Raw genomic sequence first — 16,744 nt, 5'->3', positions numbered from 1 at the left:
CTGCGAGGAAAGAAATGCGGCATTGATGACATCGCACGCCGAGTGGGTTACGAAAACGTATATTCGTTCAAACGTGCGTTTACACGATATGAAGGCATTAAGCCGGATGAATACATGGAATCGGCAGGCTGAATGAAGAAGGACACTAAGGACACTTACTGGAGAAGTGTCCTTCTTTGACTGAAATTTTATAAAATCGGCTTCGTTATCCCTTGCTCGGATGAATGAACCCAGCGAGCGAGGCGGTCTCCCGCCACAACCGATCATGAGAGCTGGTCATGTCAGCCTGCAAAGGAGCTGAAATCGGCTGGAGATGCCGATACATTCGCTCATCTATGAACCAATCGCCTTCTTCAATTTGCCGTGCCGGCTCGTCCTTCCAGACATCAGTTAAGGCCGGACTATAGGCCCGGTATGTAACAGAAAGTTCGGTTCGATCGGGCGGGATCGCTTGCTTCACAAAGCGGTGCGGCCAATAGTCTGCTCTCGATCCCGTATGAGGGGCCGCGCGCATGAAACGAACAGCATGATTATAAATATGGGGCGTATGGAACAACAGCGCATACAGCTTCTCTCCGAACGCTATACGTTCATCTAAGTCAGTAAAGTTCTCTAAATTAAGCCCAACGAGCGGAATCGCTTCTTCCTCTCGTGGAGATGGAACACCAAGCGGGAAAATGACTTGATTCATCTGCAGCCAACCATGCAATTGGAAATCCCATTCATTAAGCACATGCGCCCGGTAGGTGGGATTGCGCATGACTCTTCCTTCAATGACGTTCTGTTCGTTAATGATTAGTGCTGTCGTGAGCAGCGAACTTGTCTGCTGTACCCAGAAGCCGTCCCAGAATGGGGTCATGAAGGCAGATACGCCAAATGCAGGAAGCAAGTGGAACAGGCTCTTACCCGCTCGGCGGCTGGCTGCATACAGCAGCAGCTGCGGATAGGCATCATGGAATATGAGTGCATTCGATCGTTCCAGCACTCGGTAGGTCCACAATCTATGGTTCGCACTCATAATGCGGGGCAGCCATTCTCCCTGCAAGTCAGTCATACTCCAGCCGCCATTTCGTGAGACCATATGCGCGAGCAGGGCCCAATGCAGTTCTGGATACGACTGATAGATTCGCGCATAGGCAGCGGTGCGTGTAATATTGTTGCGATTGGCTGTGCGAACAGAGCTCTGAATTTGCCGGATGATCCGCCATTCCTCGGCTGAGAATTCCGTATCTCCTCGCTCTCGAAAGCTGCTGACTGTTCCTTGCTGACGTACTTTCTCGTTCAGCAGTCGACTGGCCTGCTCTTCCGCACGTTTCGCTGCGGCGCGATTCCAATCAAACGAAGGGCGTTCCCGCCATTGTATGAGTTGTTGATAAAGTTCATTCCAAGTTGAACGGACGACACTATATGCCGTATCGAACGAGTGGCGCATCAGCTGTATCGCGTGGCGCATGCGCTTGGACAGATTGGACAGCATCGATTGTTCCCCTCCATTTCGAGACGACGATACGTGACCGAATTCATTGATTTTCTTCATAGTATGCCCAAAAACAGCCGTAGACGTTCATGTGTGGGGTTTGACTTTTCCATTCTTCAAATGTTATAAGTTCAAGAAAGCAGAAGTATCAGAATACATCTGCTGGATGTTGGATAAGAGAAGTTCCATGTTAGATTCTGTGAACTTAGTAGGGAGTGAAGCGTGTATGGAAAGAATAGAAACAGTTGAGCGGTTCAATGAGATCATTGCACAAGAGGAGCCAGTTGTAGCGATATTTAAGACATCCTGGTGCCCAGATTGCCACTTCATCGATCCTTTCATGCCTGAATTGGAGACGAATTATGCAGGTAAGGTGACATTCGTTGAAATCGATTCGGAGAAGCTCCTTGATGTTGCACAGCAATACCACATTCTTGGTATTCCAAGCTTCGTAGCCTTCAAGGGCGGCAAGGAAACCATTCGCTTCGTGAACAAGCTGCGCAAGACTCGTCCTGAAATCGAGCAGTTCGTTGATCGGGCAATTGCAGTGTCTGCAGCTGTATAATAAGGGAATAGTCACTCGATGCACATATGAGAACCGTCCCGCTGGTGGGGCGGTTTTTTTATTGCCTTGAAAGGGAGTGTAGAACGAAGTACAGCCGAAGCAAGCCGACATTATCTGAAGTGGTTCTTATACATGAGGTAAGAGCTGGATGTATCGATTTGGATGTGAAAGATGTAATATTTGTCACAATTTAGCCGTACACTCAGCTAGGAAATCTTGTATAATGGAGGACGATTGGAACTGTTTTCATAATTTGTAATGGAAAAAATTGAACAACGGGTCAGGTGAAACTAGTGAACGCGAACATCTACCGGATATTGAGGCGGTTATCTTACGCGGTTTGCATCGGTATGTTTATCGTAGTGTTAAACGGGGCGCTTGTGACGAAGACAGGCTCCGGAAGTGGCTGCGGCACAGATTGGCCACTATGCAATGGCAAGTTTGTTCCGGCATATACGATCGAATCCATGATCGAATATTCTCACCGATCTGTGACGGGTGTTGTAGGATTGCTTGTTCTGGCCTTGTTCATCTCCGTTCTTCGCTATGCGAAGCATCATCGTGAGGCTCTATATTACTCTTCTCTCACCTTATTATTTACCATTATACAAGCAATTATGGGAGCGCTTGCGGTAGTCTTTACCCAGTCTCCGCCTGTTATGGCGCTTCACTTCGGATTCTCGCTGCTGGCATTCGCTTCTTCCTTCATGATGAGTGTAGTGGCAAGGCGCTACGAACGCGGCATCGATTCTACATCTGCTGTAAATTCCGTTCGTGCAGAATTTCGGTATGGGGTTTGGTTCACACTTCTATATACGTATATCGTAATATACGTAGGGGCATTTGTTAGGCACACGGACTCTTCAGGGGCATGCATGGGCTGGCCGCTGTGCAACGGAGAGTTGATTCCGGAGCTGTCGGGGGGAACAGGAATTGCCTTCATGCATCGTGTGGCAGCAGCACTGTTATTTGTTGTAATCGGGATAATGTCACATTTTGCTTACCACTACCACAAGGACAATCGCGAGATTCAGTTGTGCGGCATTTGGGCGCTTATCCTATGTGCAGCACAGATTGCAAGCGGCGCGGTCGTTGCGAGTACGATTACGAATCCAGACTTATTCCTATTTGCAAGCTTATTACATACGGTATTAATTTGTGGACTGTTCAGTGTACTCTGTTATATGAGCATCCGTGTCTGGCAGCTGCGACAAAAATAAGGATCGTTTCTCCTGGCTGTGATGGTGGTAAGAAGAACCGAAGAAGATTGAGTTTGAATTATAGAATGGAATCAGTGGTTATAAATAAAGAAGCAGATCGCTTACTGTTGGACAATGGAGATTGTCAACGAGAGGCAAGCGAGCTGCTTCTTTTTCTCTGAGAAACATTCATTGGATTAGGCGCCTTCCTTTACTTGCTGTGTTTCATTCGAGTGCGCACCGAGCAATACGATAGATGCGGCAGCCTTTGCTGCTGCCAACCAGCGAACATTCCACGGCTTGCGTACGATAACTTGATTGTTGTTTTTCATATCATTTTACCTCCAACTATTTTTGATGTGTTCCCTTTGATGTCCTCATTATACCTGTAGATATTCTGCTCGTACCATGTAATCGGCTTACGGCTATCTTACAATGTCGTAATAATGTCGTAAGTTGTCTGCTCGGTCAGGCTTTAGGTTCATCAAAAAAACAGCTATACTACAGAAGAGGAAGTTTTCGTTTGTCATTAATGCCCGGTTGTGAACGCAAATTATTGCAGACATCCTGCGGCATCCATGTAACTGTTCATGTACAGCAACAAAGATACGCTTATTTTTTCAAGGAGGGCTCGTAGTTGTCATTTACGAATATACGCGACTTTGTCGACACGCTGAAGCGTGAGAATGACCTCGTCGTTATTGAAGCGGAAGTTGATCCGTATTTGGAAATTGCAGAAATTCATCGACGCGTCATTGAAGAGGGAGGTCCTGCGCTTCTATTCACCAATGTGAAGGGCAGCCCCTTTGCAGTGACGACGAACCTGTTCGGTACGATGCGCCGGGTGGATATGGCCTTCGGAACGCGTCCTGAGCAGCTCGCGAATAAGTGCGTAGAGGCCGTAAACCGTCTAATGCCTCCATCACCGAAGAAGCTGTGGCAAGAGCGTTCGACGGTGAAGGAGCTCCTTAGCCTGATGAAGGTTGGCATGAAAGATGTATCTTCTTCGCAAGCTCCAATTATGCAAGTGAAGCGTACAGACAAGCCGATGCAGGGTTTGCCGGCATTGACGAGCTGGCAGCTGGACGGAGGTCCATTTATTACGCTTCCATTGGTCTATACCGAACATCCGGAGCTGAAGAGCGCTGATCACAATCTCGGTATGTACCGAATTCAAATTTACGATGACAACACGACAGGTGTTCATTGGCAAATTCAAAAGGGCGGCGGCCTCCATCATCATGAGGCTGAGCTGCGCAATGAAGCGCTTCCGGTATCCGTCATCGTGGGCGGGCCGCCTGCACTGATTGCGGCTGCGATCGCTCCACTGCCGGAGAAGCTCCCTGAGCTGTTGATGGCATCATTCGTCATGGGTGAGCGTCTTCCAGTGGTAGACAGCGGATTCGAAGGACATCGTATCCCAGCGGAAGCAGAGTTCGTTATCCAAGGGTATGTTCCACCACATGAGCGCCGCATGGAAGGGCCATTTGGCGACCACTACGGCTATTACTCATGGGCGCATGAGTTCCCGTTCCTGAATGTGAAGCACATGTACCACCGTAAGAATGCGATCTACCCAGCTACAATCGTGGGCAAGCCGCGTCAGGAAGACTACTATTTGGGCGAGTATCTGGTTAGATTGTTGTCGCCAGCGTTCCCGATGGTTATGCCGGCGGTACGCAAGGTACATCCATATCCAGAAACAGGCGTTCACTCGCTTGCCGCAGCTGTTGTACGTGAGAGCTACTCTCGTGAGGCACTTCTGTCTGGCTTCCGTATTCTTGGCGAAGGGCAGCTCAGCTTGACGAAGTTCTTGATGTTGACGGATCAGCCGGTTGACTTAGAGAACTTTGCAGAGCTTACGGAAGCGGTGCTAGAGCGCTTCAAGCCAGAGACGGATCTGTACGTGATTAATAATACGTCCCATGACACACTTGACTATACGGGGCATAAGCTGAACCATGGCAGCAAGGGAATATTGCTCGGTGTAGGCGATGTAGTCCGTGAATTGCCTGGCGTGTACGAAGAAGGCCCGATCGATGAGATTAACGATGTGGCTGTATTTTGCCGTGGCTGCTTGACGATGTCAGGTGCTTCGTATGAAGCAGAACCTCAGCTGGCGGAACGATTGCTACATCGTCTTGCTGCACAAGAGACGAAGTGGCCGCTTGTCTTCCTTGTTGACGACGCTCAGGTTGCCAATACGCAGTTGTCGTTTTTGTGGACGGTGTTTACGCGATTTAACCCCGCATCAGATATATACGCAGCAATGGAAGTCCGTAATCACCATCTCTCGTATAAATTGCCAATTGTTATCGATGCCCGCATGAAGCCAGGCTATCCAGATGAGTTATTCCCGCGTGAGGATATTGTGGAATTGGTCGACCGCCGTTGGAAAGACTATTTCCCAAACGGAATTAAGCGGGGGTGAGTTCCATGCTGCGCAGCTTGTTCGGGGAGCCACCCCGTGTTGACAGCGGAACGTTGAAGGATGCAATGGCGGGGATGGACAACTATTTGGAAGCAATACGCAGTCGCATGGAGGGAACAGGCGATCCCGATCACTTCTGGCGCAAGATAGAAGTGTGGACAGTCGGACTGAAGACCTCCTTGGATGAACTGGAACAAAGCGTATATGCGTCTGACAAGTTCGCCGATCGTGTGTCGAAGCATTATGAGGCCGAGATGTCTGAATCGGAGCAGGATGATTATTACCGGTACGTCTATTTTTATAAAAATGGATTTATTCGTGTGTTCTCGATCTTGGACAAGCTTGGAACGCTGCTGAATACAGTGCTATCCTTGGAGACCGAGAGGGTGAAGCATCATTTCTCTTATTTTACGGTGCTTCGCCAATTGCGCTTCAAGGGACAGCATCCTGAATTGGAACATGCCCTGACGGCATTGAAGGAGCGGCATGAAGATGCACTTCAGCGGCTGCGCAAGCGACGCAATATGGAGATTCATCATATGAACCCAGAAATGCAGGATGATTTATGGCAGCGGCATCGCAGCTTGAATGACAAAATTAAGCTTGAGGATATTCAGGCCAATGTGGCAGATTTGCAGCATGGTCTGGAGATGGTGTGTGGCGCATTGATCCATGTATTTCGACTGCTTCCCGTCAAGTAATGGAATTGAAAAGGGAATAAAAGTTAATTGACAACTTTCACCTGCTGCATTATACTCAATTTAAATTTCATAACTGTTTTCTTATCAAGAGTGGCGGAGGGACAGGCCCTGCGAAGCCCGGCAACCGATCTTGCAACCCGGATGCATAACAGTGAGTTATGCGATTGCAAGATGTCAATGGTGCTAATTCCTTCAGAACGTAATGTTCTGGCAGATAAGAAAGGGAGAGTCGATTTTTCATCTGGTTTCTTCACAGAATACCGAACGTTCGCCCCCTTTTGGCATCTGCCAAGAGGGGGCTTTTTGCATGAACGAGCGGCCCCAAAATTGAGAAGTGAAGGTAGCCAAGGAATGTGGTATATTTGGCGGCAGTTATTGAGAGGATACAGCATACGGATAGATGAAGATAAGGCTGTAGCGCCTATCTATTCTAGAATGTGGCTAGCATGAAGGAAGGTGACGATTCCGTTGATTCGGTTGGAACATATAAGTAAGCAATATGGTGCTAACGGCAAGGTGCAAGGGCTGCTGGCACTGGATGATGTGAGTCTGTCGGTTGAATCTGGCGAGATTTATGGCATTATCGGCCATTCAGGTGCAGGAAAGAGTACACTGCTGCGCAGCATTAACCTGCTTGAGCGGCCTACGGCAGGTGTAGTTGAGGTAGATGGCGTTAACTTAACGAAGCTATCGAAGTCGGCGCTGCAGCAGCAGCGGCGCAAAATCGGGATGATTTTTCAGCATTTTAACCTGCTCAGTTCAGCAACGGTATATGACAATATTGCATTTCCGATGCGCCTAGCGGGAACATCCAAGGATAAAGTAGAGAAGAAAGTAAATGAGTTGATTAGGCTTGTTGGTTTGGAAGAACACAAGCATAAATACCCGGCTCAATTGTCCGGTGGACAAAAGCAGCGCGTAGGGATTGCGCGTGCGCTTGCGAATGATCCGAAGGTGCTGCTCTGTGATGAAGCAACATCGGCGCTAGATCCGCAGACGACGAATTCGATTTTGGAGCTGCTGCTCGATATTAACCGCAAGTTCGGAATTACGATCGTGCTGATCACTCATGAGATGCACGTCATCCAAGCGATATGCGACAAAGTTGCCGTTATTCATGGCGGGAAGATTGCTGAGGCAGGCAAGGTTGTAGACGTGTTCTTGAAGCCTCAGCATCCAGTGACACGTGAATTCATACTCGAGGAGCGAAGCGATGCGGATATCCAGCCTTGGGCATCCTTCAAGAGCCAGGCTGCTGAGCATTCCCGGGTCGTGAAGATCAACTATTTGGGTGAAGTCACGTATGAGCCGGTGCTGCATCGTGTCCTTACGGAAGCGGGCGTCAGCTTCGCGATACTACAGGGGACGATCTCTCGGATGAAGGATACTCCTTACGGCCAATTGGTTGTTCGTCTAGATGGCGACACAAGTGCTGTAGAGCAATCATTATCTTCTCTCCGGGCACAGGGTCTTGAAGTGGAGGTGATCGCGTAATGAATTTCGATTTCTCTACTGTCAATTGGAGCGATGTGTCTTCGGCTACTGGAGAAACATTGCAGATGATGCTGTTCTCTGTACTATTCACCTTCCTTGTTGGCTTGCCGCTAGGCGTGCTCTTATATTTAACTGGGCGCACGGGTAGCAGAGCTGGGAAGATTGTATATAGTATCTTGTCATTCATTGTGAACGTGCTGCGTTCAGTACCGTTCGTTATTCTAATGATCGCGATCATACCGATTACACGAATTGTAGTAGGAACGTCGATCGGGGTTGAAGGAACAATCCCGCCGCTTGTAATCGCGGCTGCACCGTTCTTCGCCCGGCTCGTTGAGACGTCACTGCGCGAAGTTGATCGCGGTGTCATTGAGGCGGCGCAAGCAATGGGCGCATCTACATGGCAAATTGTGTGGAAGGTTCTGCTTCCGGAAGCACTGCCAGGATTGATTGCGGGAACTACGATTACTGCGGTCACGCTTGTATCGTATACTGCGATGTCAGGCCTCATTGGTGGAGGCGGTCTCGGTGATCTGGCGATTCGCTACGGATACCATCGCTATGAGATTGAAATGATGATCGTGGCGATCGTTATTATGGTGATACTCGTACAGGTGCTGCAATGGATTGGCGATGCATTTGTTCGCCGCTATACAAGGAAATAAAAAATATTTGTGCTGAGTCGGTCATTTCATGATTGACGGCAGCACAAAATATGATATAATCCCAGTAATTCAATTGGAATTATCGGTAGTTACAAGTTGGATGAAAAGATCATTTGGATCAAAACCTAATAGGCATAGGAAGCACGCTCTTAGGAGCTTCAACTTACAAATAATCATCAATTAAAATGGGGATCTTGGAAGGAGTAGTGAATTACATGAAAAAGTGGACTTTTGTATTGACGCTTATTACACTCGTAGCGGTGCTTGCTGCTTGCGGCAACAAGAATACAGCAGGCGATAACACGAATGCTTCTGGTGAAGCAGGCAAGGCTAGCACGGAGAAAGTGAAGCTTGTCGTTGCTGCAACGCCAGTGCCTCATGCGGAAATATTGAATCATATTAAGCCGAAGCTGGCTGAGCAAGGGATTGAGTTGGAAGTTAAGGAGTTCACGGATTATGTACAGCCGAACGTACAAGTACATGAGAAGCAGCTTGATGCGAACTTCTTCCAACATAAGCCGTACTTAGACAATGAAGTGAAGACGAAGGGATACAACCTAGTAAGTGTAGGGAATATTCACGTTGAGCCATTCGGAGCTTACTCCAAGAAGATTAAGTCGGTTAGTGAAATTGCAGATGGCGCAACGGTATCGATTCCGAACGATGCAACAAACGGCGGACGTGCGCTGCTCTTGTTGGAGAAGCAAGGCATTATTAAGTTGAAGGATGGCGTAGGTCTGGAAGCAACGGTTAATGACATTGCTGAGAATCCGAAGAACTTGAAGTTCAAAGAGTTGGAAGCTGCAATGCTGCCTCGTACGCTGGATGAAGTAGATTTCTCGCTTATCAACACGAACTATGCACTGCAAGCGAACTTGAATCCTACGAAGGATGCGTTGTTCATTGAAGATAAGGATTCTCCGTATGCGAACATCTTGACTGCTCGCCAGGACAACAAGGATAGTGACGCTGTGAAAAAGTTGGTAGCAGCTTTGCAGTCTGATGATGTGAAGAAGTTTATTGAAGATAAATACCAAGGTTCGATCGTACCTGCATTCTAATTGCAGACTACGCTCCAATGAGAGAAGCCCTAGACGCGAGCTGCCTTTCGATAAGAAAGGTGGAGCTTGCCGCTAGGGCTTTTTTTCTTTGTAACCTAGGTGGAGGAGATTCAAGTACGTTGCATTGCGGAGATGGACAGTTTGTCTACATCAGTGTCTAATGCAAAGTTGTTCTGCCAAGGCAAATATCTTATACTGAACGTGGAAGTTCTTTGAAGCGCTCAAAAGGAGGATTACGACGTGGAACAGCAGCGTAAAATTGCTCTTATTACGGGGAGCGCCAAAGGCCTCGGGAAGATGACAGCTATGACATTGGCCGAAACCGGGCATGATATTGTCTTAAATTATGTACATAGCGAGGCAGAGGCTGAAGAACTGCGGCTCCAGCTCGAGAAGACGGGAATACGATGTATTGCCATTCGCGCGGATATTTCCAAGCCGGAGGAAGTAAAACGGCTCGTTACTGAAATGAATGAACGCATCGGTATGGCTGATATTGTGGTGAACAATGCTGGGCCGTTCATCAGAGAGCGGAGATTGTTCGCGGATTACTCGGAAGAGGACATTATGTATTTATTGAATGGGAATCTAAGTGGTGTCATTCTGCTCGATCATTTGCTGCTCGGATCGATGCGGAAGAAGGGGTGGGGGCGCATTATCCATTATGGCTTCGGCCATGCGTCTGAGGCGCGTTCTTGGCCGCATCGGGCGGTGTATGCCGCAGCCAAGGTGGGACTAGTGTCCTTCACGAAGACACTGGCGGTAGAGGAAGCACAGAATGGCATTACGGTGAATATGATTTGCCCTGGCGATATTCGTGGTGACAACAAGGAGCGTAAGATCGAGGATGTACTTCATCTAACCGATGACGAGACGCCGCGCGGCCGTCCCGGCAGTGGTGAAGATGTGACACGAGTCATTCGCTTCTTATGTGAGGATGCTTCTGACTTTATAACTGGTAATATTATTAATGTTTCAGGCGGACTCGATCCTATTCGTACAACGATTAGCTCGAAATCCTAATGCTGCATGTACGCCCGTCGGCTGACAGACACAGCGTTTGCTGTGCCCTGTTGGAACGAGGGCGTTTTCATATTTTGGGGAAGAAGGATGGACGGGATGCGGGATGTCCTAAACTCTTTTTGATTTCGCGTGATAGGTGGTATGAAGATATGAGTTGGCTGACCAAGCAATTAGCGCAAGCAATCGTCTCACGGACAATGCAGGTCATTGGGTACAATGTAAATGTGATGGATGAGCGTGGGCGGATTATTGGCTCGGGTGACCTGTCCCGTATTAATCAAAAGCATGAAGGGGCGCTCATTGCCATTGAGCGCAAGGGAAGGTTCGAGATCGATGAGGAGAGTGCACGCAATCTTCATGGTGTTATGCCGGGGACGAATCTCGTTATTCAATTTCGCGGAGAAGTTGTCGGCGTTATCGGGATTACGGGAGATCCTGCTGAAGTGACGAAGTATGGGGAACTTGTCAAGATGACAGCTGAGATGTATTTGGAGCAGGCGGATTTGTTGGAAAAGGCGCGCTGGGATAAGCGGATGAAGGAGGATTTTCTCTTATCGGTCATTCATGCGGAACCGGGAGATCAAGCCATGCTTCGCCTGCAGGCGGAACGAATTGGCCTGAAGCCGGACAAGCCTCGTGTTGCTTGTATTCTGGAGCTTACGGATGAACAGGATGCTGATTCGGTACCTACACTGCGCAGAGTTGTAGAACTGTTGGAAGGGCGGCCGACAATTGATCTTATCGCGATTCGGAATACGCGGCAAATCGTCCTATTCAAGCCGCATTTGCACCCACGGAAGCCGAATATGGATATATGCGAGGGAATACGGCAAATTCGGAAGTTGCTGGAAGAGAAGCAGATTGCACCTCTTCGTATCGCGGTGGGCAAGGCTTATTCAGGAATCGATGGGCTCATAGCATCCTATCGCTCTGCTCAAGATACGATGCGCGCGGGTCAAGCGATCCTTCCTGAGCATACGGTCTATTATAGTGAGGATATGCCAAATGAGACGGTACTGGCGAATGTGGGCCGCAGCTGGGTTACGGATGAAATGGAGCAGATGTGGCGGCGATTCATCCAAGAGGATCGAAGCGGGGAATTGAGGCAGACGCTGCAGGTGTATTATGAGGAAAGCGGCGAGCAGCAGCGGATTGCACAGCGGCTGGCCATCCATCGCAACACGCTCCGTTATCGTCTTCAGCGGATTGCGGATGTGACAGGCAAGGATCCCAAGAGCTTTCGCGATTTGTTTACGTTAATGTCGGCGTGGTGGATTCACGCGATGCTGCGCAGTAATGAGTCTTAGCCAGTAAACAAGGGAAAAGCTGAGCATGCCTATTTCATGTATCCTATTTCACATACCGGCCTGATAGCAGTATGAAAAAAGGTTGATTAATCTTGTATTGTGCATTTGAACAAAAAACATACTTTTTAAAGCGCTTCATTTCATGTTTATGCATGATGAAGCGCTTTCATATTGGAGGTAAAGTAAAGGTACAACAACGAAACACTGCATCTTCAAGGAGGATGGGGACTATGACAGTAACGGTATCTGTACTTGGTGCACTGGCGGCTTTAGTGGTTGCTATCGTGCTTATTTTACGAAAAGTCCCACCGGCGTATGGTATGATGATTGGCGCGCTGGTAGGCGGCGTAGTCGGAGGAATTGGCTTAGTTGACTCCGTAACGCTAATGATGGACGGAGCCAAGACGATGATTCCAGCAGTGCTGCGAATATTAGCAGCAGGTGTTCTTGCAGGCGTATTGATTGAATCAGGCGGAGCGAAGACGATTGCAGAGACATTAGTACGCAAGGTAGGCGAGACTCGCGCATTGTTCGCTCTAGCTTTTGCAACGATGGTATTGACAGCCGTTGGTGTATTTATCGACGTGGCGGTCATTACGGTAGCTCCAATCGCGCTTGCAATTGCGCAGCGTGCAGACTTATCCCGTATGGCGATATTGCTCGCTATGATTGGGGGAGGCAAGGCGGGTAACATTATGTCGCCGAACCCAAATGCGATTTCTGCGGCTGATGCTTTCCATATTCCGTTGACTTCGATAATGGCAGCAGGAATTATACCAGCATTGATTGGTTTGTTCGTAACGTATTGGATTGCGAAAAAGTTGTCTCATAAAGGAACGAAGGTAGCAGGTGTAGAGCAGGAGCAGGTGGAGGATAGCAAGGAGCAGCTTCCTAGCTTCCTTGCCGCAATGATGGCGCCAATAACAGCAATAGCTTTGCTGGCCTTGCGCCCGATTGCAGGCATCGCCATTGACCCCATTATCGCCCTCCCTGTTGGTGGTTTAGTAGGGGCACTCTGTATGGGACGCATTACACAGATTAACCGATATGCAACTTCTGGACTTGGCAAAATGACAGGTGTGGCCGTCATGCTTATCGGGACGGGGACACTTGCCGGAATTATTTCGAACTCACAGTTGAAGGATGTTATTATCGATGGCTTGACGGCTTCAGGCTTGCCAGCATATTTACTCGCACCAATCAGCGGTGCCTTGATGTCTCTGGCGACAGCGTCCACAACTGCAGGTACTGCGGTAGCCAGCTCGGTATTCGGCTCGACCATTATGGAGCTTGGCGTCGCATCCTTAGGGGCAGCAGCCATGATACATGCGGGTGCTACGGTATTCGACCATATGCCGCACGGCAGCTTCTTCCACGCCACTGGCGGCAGCGTGAATATGGCGATGAAGGAACGTCTTCGTCTTATCCCCTATGAAACGCTAATCGGTCTCGTGCTCGCTATCGTATCTACGCTCGTATTCGGTGTCTTCGGCTGGTTCTTGTAAGCCAAGGACAATACAATGTGCTGGGACAAGGCCGTAACCTCGCAAGTGCAGGTATAACTGAGAAACTTGCTGGTTCGTAATGAGAGACAGGTAAAGGAATAGAAATAGAATGTAGATAACAGCTAATGTACAACTCGGAGAGAAAGAGAGAAAGTCAGATTGCATGGATAGGAGTGGATCAGCATGAAATTCGTAATTGCTCCAGACTCTTTTAAAGAAAGTTTATCTGCGTGGGAAGCATGTCAGGCGATTGGCAGCGGCTTGGGGCGGGTATTCCCGGAGGCAGAACTCGTATATATACCGATGGCAGATGGCGGAGAAGGAACCGTGCAGTCGCTTGTAGACGCGACAAGCGGCCGAATTGTATGGACGACAGTAACCGGGCCGCTGGGAACACCTGTGGAAGGATTCTATGGTGTCTTAGGCGATGGCAAGTCCGCAGTTATTGAGATGGCTGCTGCATCGGGGCTGGCGCTTGTTCCACCGACACAGCGGAATCCGCTCGTTACGACGACGCGGGGGATGGGAGAGCTAATCCTATCCGCATTAAATGAGGGAGTTGAGACGATTATCCTGGGGCTTGGAGGCAGTGCTACGAATGATGGCGGCGCTGGGATGGCTCAAGCGCTTGGTGTACGGTTGTTAGCTGAGGATGGAACGGAAATCGGTGATGGAGGCGGAGAGGTCGGCCGCATTGCACATATCGATATGAGCGGTGTTGACCCTCGGCTTGCGAAGGTTAAATTCGTAGCGGCCTGCGATGTTGACAACCCGCTTATCGGAGAGCGGGGAGCATCGGCAGTATTTGGCCCTCAGAAGGGGGCTACGCCGGAGATGGTGAAGCAACTAGATGCGAACTTGGCGCACTACGCGGCCAAAATCCGGGAGGACGTCGGTTGTGATGTCGCCCTTATGCCAGGCGCGGGGGCTGCCGGAGGGCTTGGAGCAGGCGTGGTGGCTTTCCTGCAAGCTGAATTGAAGCGAGGAGTGGATATTGTCATCGACGCAACCGGCTTAGCGGATCATGTAGTTGATGCTGATGTGGTCATTACCGGTGAAGGCAAGATTGATGGTCAGACCATTTATGGAAAGACGCCAATCGGCGTAGCGAAGACTGCGAAGCTGCATGGAGTTCCTGTCATTGGTATTGCGGGTACGCTTGCAGTTGGACATGAAGTGGTTCATGAGCACGGTATCGATATGGTGTTCACGATTGTTCCGGGGGTCACGACATTAGAGGAGGCCTTAGGACAGGCTGCTGACAACATGGAGCGTACTGCTTATAATATCGGCATGGCCTTGAAGCTTGGAACTCAGTTGAAATAACGGAATGATGGGGAAGAAGCAGCAGTTAAGCGAAGCAGCCGTAGCAGTAGAAGTAGCAGTAGCAGCTATCCAGAAATGTTGATTTATCCACTATTTGAAAGCGATAAGTTAGCGCAATGACATGATTCGGGATTGAAAAAAGGCTGTCCCCGGCAGATTCAACTGCGGGGACAGCCTTCATTCTTATGAAGTCCAATTATTCAATTTAGAATACTTGTACGACTTCTGTAATGCCTTCCACTTCTTCCACCAAAGCGCGCTCAATACCCGCTTTCAATGTGATCGTGGAGCTTGGGCAGCTGCCGCAAGCGCCCATCAGGCGAAGCTTAACGATGCCATCCTCAACATCAACCAATTCAACGTCGCCGCCGTCGCGCTGCAAGAACGGGCGCAGTTTATCCAACACTTCCAGCACTTCATCGTAAACTGTGCTTTGTGCATTTTCACTCATCTATGACAACTCCTTTCATCCATGCTGATTTTATTATATTATAAAGCTATCCGAATTCAAAGGCGCAACATGAAAGCGGGGGATAATGTCAATGCGACCAATCATAGAATTTTGTGTGAATAATATGCATCACGGGACAGATAATGTCATGAAGCGCCTAGAAGGCAACCCGGAGTATGACGTGCTGGAGTATGGTTGTCTAGGGAACTGCGGGGAGTGCTACATGTTTCCGTTTGCATTAGTAAATGGTGAAATCGTTGCTGGGGAAACGGCAGATGAGTTATATGACAAAATTATGATCAAAATAGACGAAATAAAAGCATGGGAGCAGCTGGACATCGATTGATGTCGCTGCTCCCATGTTTTGTTAATCATAGAATGATTGCAGGTATTATCCGAAATGGTTCTTAGACATCCATAATACTCCGCTCTTAATGACGCGAGGCACATACCCTACAACGGCACGCTTGCCAACAACGCCGAAGCCGGATTTTTTACCTAATGCACCAAGCACGCCCTTCAGCTTAATTTTGCCTAAGCGAGGGGTTTCCCCGTTCCATCTTGCCCGAATGACATCCGCGATCTGCTCCCCTTGTGCACCTGCTGCTTGTGCGCTAGGCGAGAACGGAAGGCTTGCGCAATCTCCTACAACGAACACATTCGGATATTCGGGAATGTGATGATATTCGTTAATGATGACACGGCCCTGTGGATCCTTCGCAATCTGGAGCTGCTGTACCGGAGCAACAGGCTGAATGCCGGCAGTCCATACGGTAACGTCCGACAAGATCTCTTCTTCGAAGTCTTCTTTCCGGTTGTAGATGACTCCTTCATCGAGGTGGCTCACATTCACGAAGGAACGAAGCTCAATATGGTGCTCAAGGAACCATCCGGATACGAAATGCGAGAGCTTCTCTGGGAACGGAGACAGCACGCGTGACCCTCGATCCAGAATCCGAATATTGAGGTCAGGTCGGCTCTCACGCAGTTCTGCCGCCATTTCAACGCCACTAAGCCCACCGCCCACAATGCTTACATGTCCGTATGGCCGAATGTCATTAAGCAATTGATAGGTGCGTCTTGTGCTGGCGAGTGATTGAATGCTGTTGCCGAACTGCTCGGCGCCTGGAATGCCATGATACTTATCCGTACAACCTAGACCGATGACTAAATGATCATAGGCGAGTGCATCTCCATCCGTGAAGTGGACAATCTGCCCGTCCAAGTCAATGGATTGAACATTCCCATAATGCTGGTGCACCCGTGGATCATCCGGGAAGGACACGCGAATGTCCATATCCGACACCGTTCCAGCTGCTAGTGCATAATATTCCGTCTTGAGGCCTTGATAAGGCATGCGGTCAACTAATACAAGTTGTACATCGGAAGGCAGCTCGCCCTCCAACAACCGACTAATGATGGCCAATCCTCCGTAGCCGCCACCGAGTATGACGTATCGTTTCATCTGTTCGACTCCCCCCATGTTGCCGAAAAAATTAAGATGGTAGGTGCTGCGCCGCAAGCGGCGATTACGTCGTA

General features: G+C 49.1%; 17 protein-coding genes and 1 riboswitch. Of the genes, 13 read left to right on the top strand and 4 right to left on the bottom strand.

Annotated elements, in window-relative coordinates; genetic code table 11:
- A complete protein-coding gene (locus AZ66_RS31490) occupies positions 1–132 on the top strand; it encodes an AraC family transcriptional regulator (protein WP_331436914.1) in 132 nt (43 codons plus the stop codon).
- Between the two features lie 73 nt (positions 133–205).
- Here AZ66_RS31490 and AZ66_RS17890 read toward each other — a convergent pair whose 3' ends face one another.
- Positions 206–1,477: a DUF2515 family protein gene (locus tag AZ66_RS17890; protein WP_044356074.1), complete on the bottom strand. Its 1,272-nt coding sequence runs from the start codon at positions 1,475–1,477 to the stop codon at positions 206–208.
- 226 nt (positions 1,478–1,703) lie between these two features.
- On the opposite strand from AZ66_RS17890, the gene AZ66_RS17885 reads away from it, so the two are divergent.
- Together AZ66_RS17885 and AZ66_RS17880 are read left to right on the top strand one after the other, a co-directional pair.
- Positions 1,704–2,042, top strand: coding sequence for a thioredoxin family protein (locus AZ66_RS17885; protein ID WP_021252616.1), 339 nt, complete (start codon positions 1,704–1,706; stop codon positions 2,040–2,042).
- Positions 2,043–2,335: 293 nt separating this feature from the next.
- Positions 2,336–3,262 carry a COX15/CtaA family protein gene (locus tag AZ66_RS17880; RefSeq protein ID WP_156160008.1) on the top strand — a complete coding sequence of 309 codons (927 nt, stop codon included), beginning with the start codon at positions 2,336–2,338 and terminating at the stop codon, positions 3,260–3,262.
- Between the two features lie 176 nt (positions 3,263–3,438).
- On the opposite strand, the gene AZ66_RS33375 is transcribed toward AZ66_RS17880, so the two are convergent.
- Positions 3,439–3,573: a hypothetical protein gene (locus tag AZ66_RS33375; protein ID WP_265332122.1), complete on the bottom strand. Its 135-nt coding sequence runs from the start codon at positions 3,571–3,573 to the stop codon at positions 3,439–3,441.
- A 305-nt stretch (positions 3,574–3,878) separates the two neighbouring features.
- On the opposite strand from AZ66_RS33375, the gene AZ66_RS17875 reads away from it, so the two are divergent.
- The 9 genes from AZ66_RS17875 to AZ66_RS17835 all read left to right on the top strand — a co-directional run bounded on the left by AZ66_RS17875 (position 3,879) and on the right by AZ66_RS17835 (position 14,754).
- Positions 3,879–5,672: a UbiD family decarboxylase gene (locus AZ66_RS17875; protein WP_044356072.1), complete on the top strand. Its 1,794-nt coding sequence runs from the start codon at positions 3,879–3,881 to the stop codon at positions 5,670–5,672.
- Between the two features lie 5 nt (positions 5,673–5,677).
- Positions 5,678–6,373 (top strand): Cthe_2314 family HEPN domain-containing protein, encoded by a 696-nt coding sequence (locus AZ66_RS17870; protein ID WP_044356071.1) that lies wholly within the window; start codon positions 5,678–5,680, stop codon positions 6,371–6,373.
- A gap of 78 nt (positions 6,374–6,451) precedes the next feature.
- Positions 6,452–6,594, top strand: a riboswitch (SAM riboswitch).
- 247 nt (positions 6,595–6,841) lie between these two features.
- Positions 6,842–7,867 (top strand): methionine ABC transporter ATP-binding protein, encoded by a 1,026-nt coding sequence (locus tag AZ66_RS17865; protein WP_044356070.1) that lies wholly within the window; start codon positions 6,842–6,844, stop codon positions 7,865–7,867.
- Positions 7,867–8,532, top strand: coding sequence for a methionine ABC transporter permease (locus tag AZ66_RS17860; RefSeq protein WP_044356069.1), 666 nt, complete (start codon positions 7,867–7,869; stop codon positions 8,530–8,532). Before AZ66_RS17865 ends, AZ66_RS17860 begins: the two co-directional genes overlap by 1 nt.
- A gap of 215 nt (positions 8,533–8,747) precedes the next feature.
- On the top strand, positions 8,748–9,593 hold the full coding sequence (locus AZ66_RS17855) for a MetQ/NlpA family ABC transporter substrate-binding protein (RefSeq protein WP_044356076.1): 846 nt from the start codon (positions 8,748–8,750) through the stop codon (positions 9,591–9,593).
- 240 nt (positions 9,594–9,833) lie between these two features.
- Positions 9,834–10,616 carry an SDR family oxidoreductase gene (locus AZ66_RS17850; RefSeq protein ID WP_082061644.1) on the top strand — a complete coding sequence of 261 codons (783 nt, stop codon included), beginning with the start codon at positions 9,834–9,836 and terminating at the stop codon, positions 10,614–10,616.
- Positions 10,617–10,765: 149 nt separating this feature from the next.
- Positions 10,766–11,923 carry a sugar diacid recognition domain-containing protein gene (locus AZ66_RS17845; RefSeq protein ID WP_044356068.1) on the top strand — a complete coding sequence of 386 codons (1,158 nt, stop codon included), beginning with the start codon at positions 10,766–10,768 and terminating at the stop codon, positions 11,921–11,923.
- A 230-nt stretch (positions 11,924–12,153) separates the two neighbouring features.
- Positions 12,154–13,428 (top strand): GntP family permease, encoded by a 1,275-nt coding sequence (locus AZ66_RS17840; RefSeq protein ID WP_044356067.1) that lies wholly within the window; start codon positions 12,154–12,156, stop codon positions 13,426–13,428.
- A gap of 183 nt (positions 13,429–13,611) precedes the next feature.
- The gene (locus AZ66_RS17835) at positions 13,612–14,754 is read left to right on the top strand and encodes a glycerate kinase (protein ID WP_044356066.1); all 1,143 of its coding nucleotides are present in this window, start codon (positions 13,612–13,614) and stop codon (positions 14,752–14,754) included.
- A 205-nt stretch (positions 14,755–14,959) separates the two neighbouring features.
- Here the strand turns inward: AZ66_RS17835 and AZ66_RS17830 are convergent, their stop codons facing one another.
- Positions 14,960–15,205 carry a NifU family protein gene (locus tag AZ66_RS17830; protein WP_021252627.1) on the bottom strand — a complete coding sequence of 82 codons (246 nt, stop codon included), beginning with the start codon at positions 15,203–15,205 and terminating at the stop codon, positions 14,960–14,962.
- A gap of 91 nt (positions 15,206–15,296) precedes the next feature.
- Between AZ66_RS17830 and AZ66_RS17825 the strand changes: the two genes are divergently transcribed.
- Entirely contained in the window at positions 15,297–15,551 is a 255-nt protein-coding gene (locus AZ66_RS17825; RefSeq protein WP_044356065.1) for a YuzB family protein, read from the top strand.
- Between the two features lie 45 nt (positions 15,552–15,596).
- Here AZ66_RS17825 and AZ66_RS17820 read toward each other — a convergent pair whose 3' ends face one another.
- Positions 15,597–16,670 (bottom strand): NAD(P)/FAD-dependent oxidoreductase, encoded by a 1,074-nt coding sequence (locus tag AZ66_RS17820; protein WP_044356064.1) that lies wholly within the window; start codon positions 16,668–16,670, stop codon positions 15,597–15,599.
- Positions 16,671–16,744: the final 74 nt, after the last annotated feature.

The sequence above is a fragment of the Paenibacillus sp. E194 genome, from assembly GCF_000935845.1.
Classification (GTDB): domain Bacteria; phylum Bacillota; class Bacilli; order Paenibacillales; family Paenibacillaceae; genus Paenibacillus_B; species Paenibacillus_B alvei_B.
The sequence above is the reverse complement of the archived record's forward strand: the minus strand, read 5'-3'. Positions and strand labels throughout refer to the sequence as shown.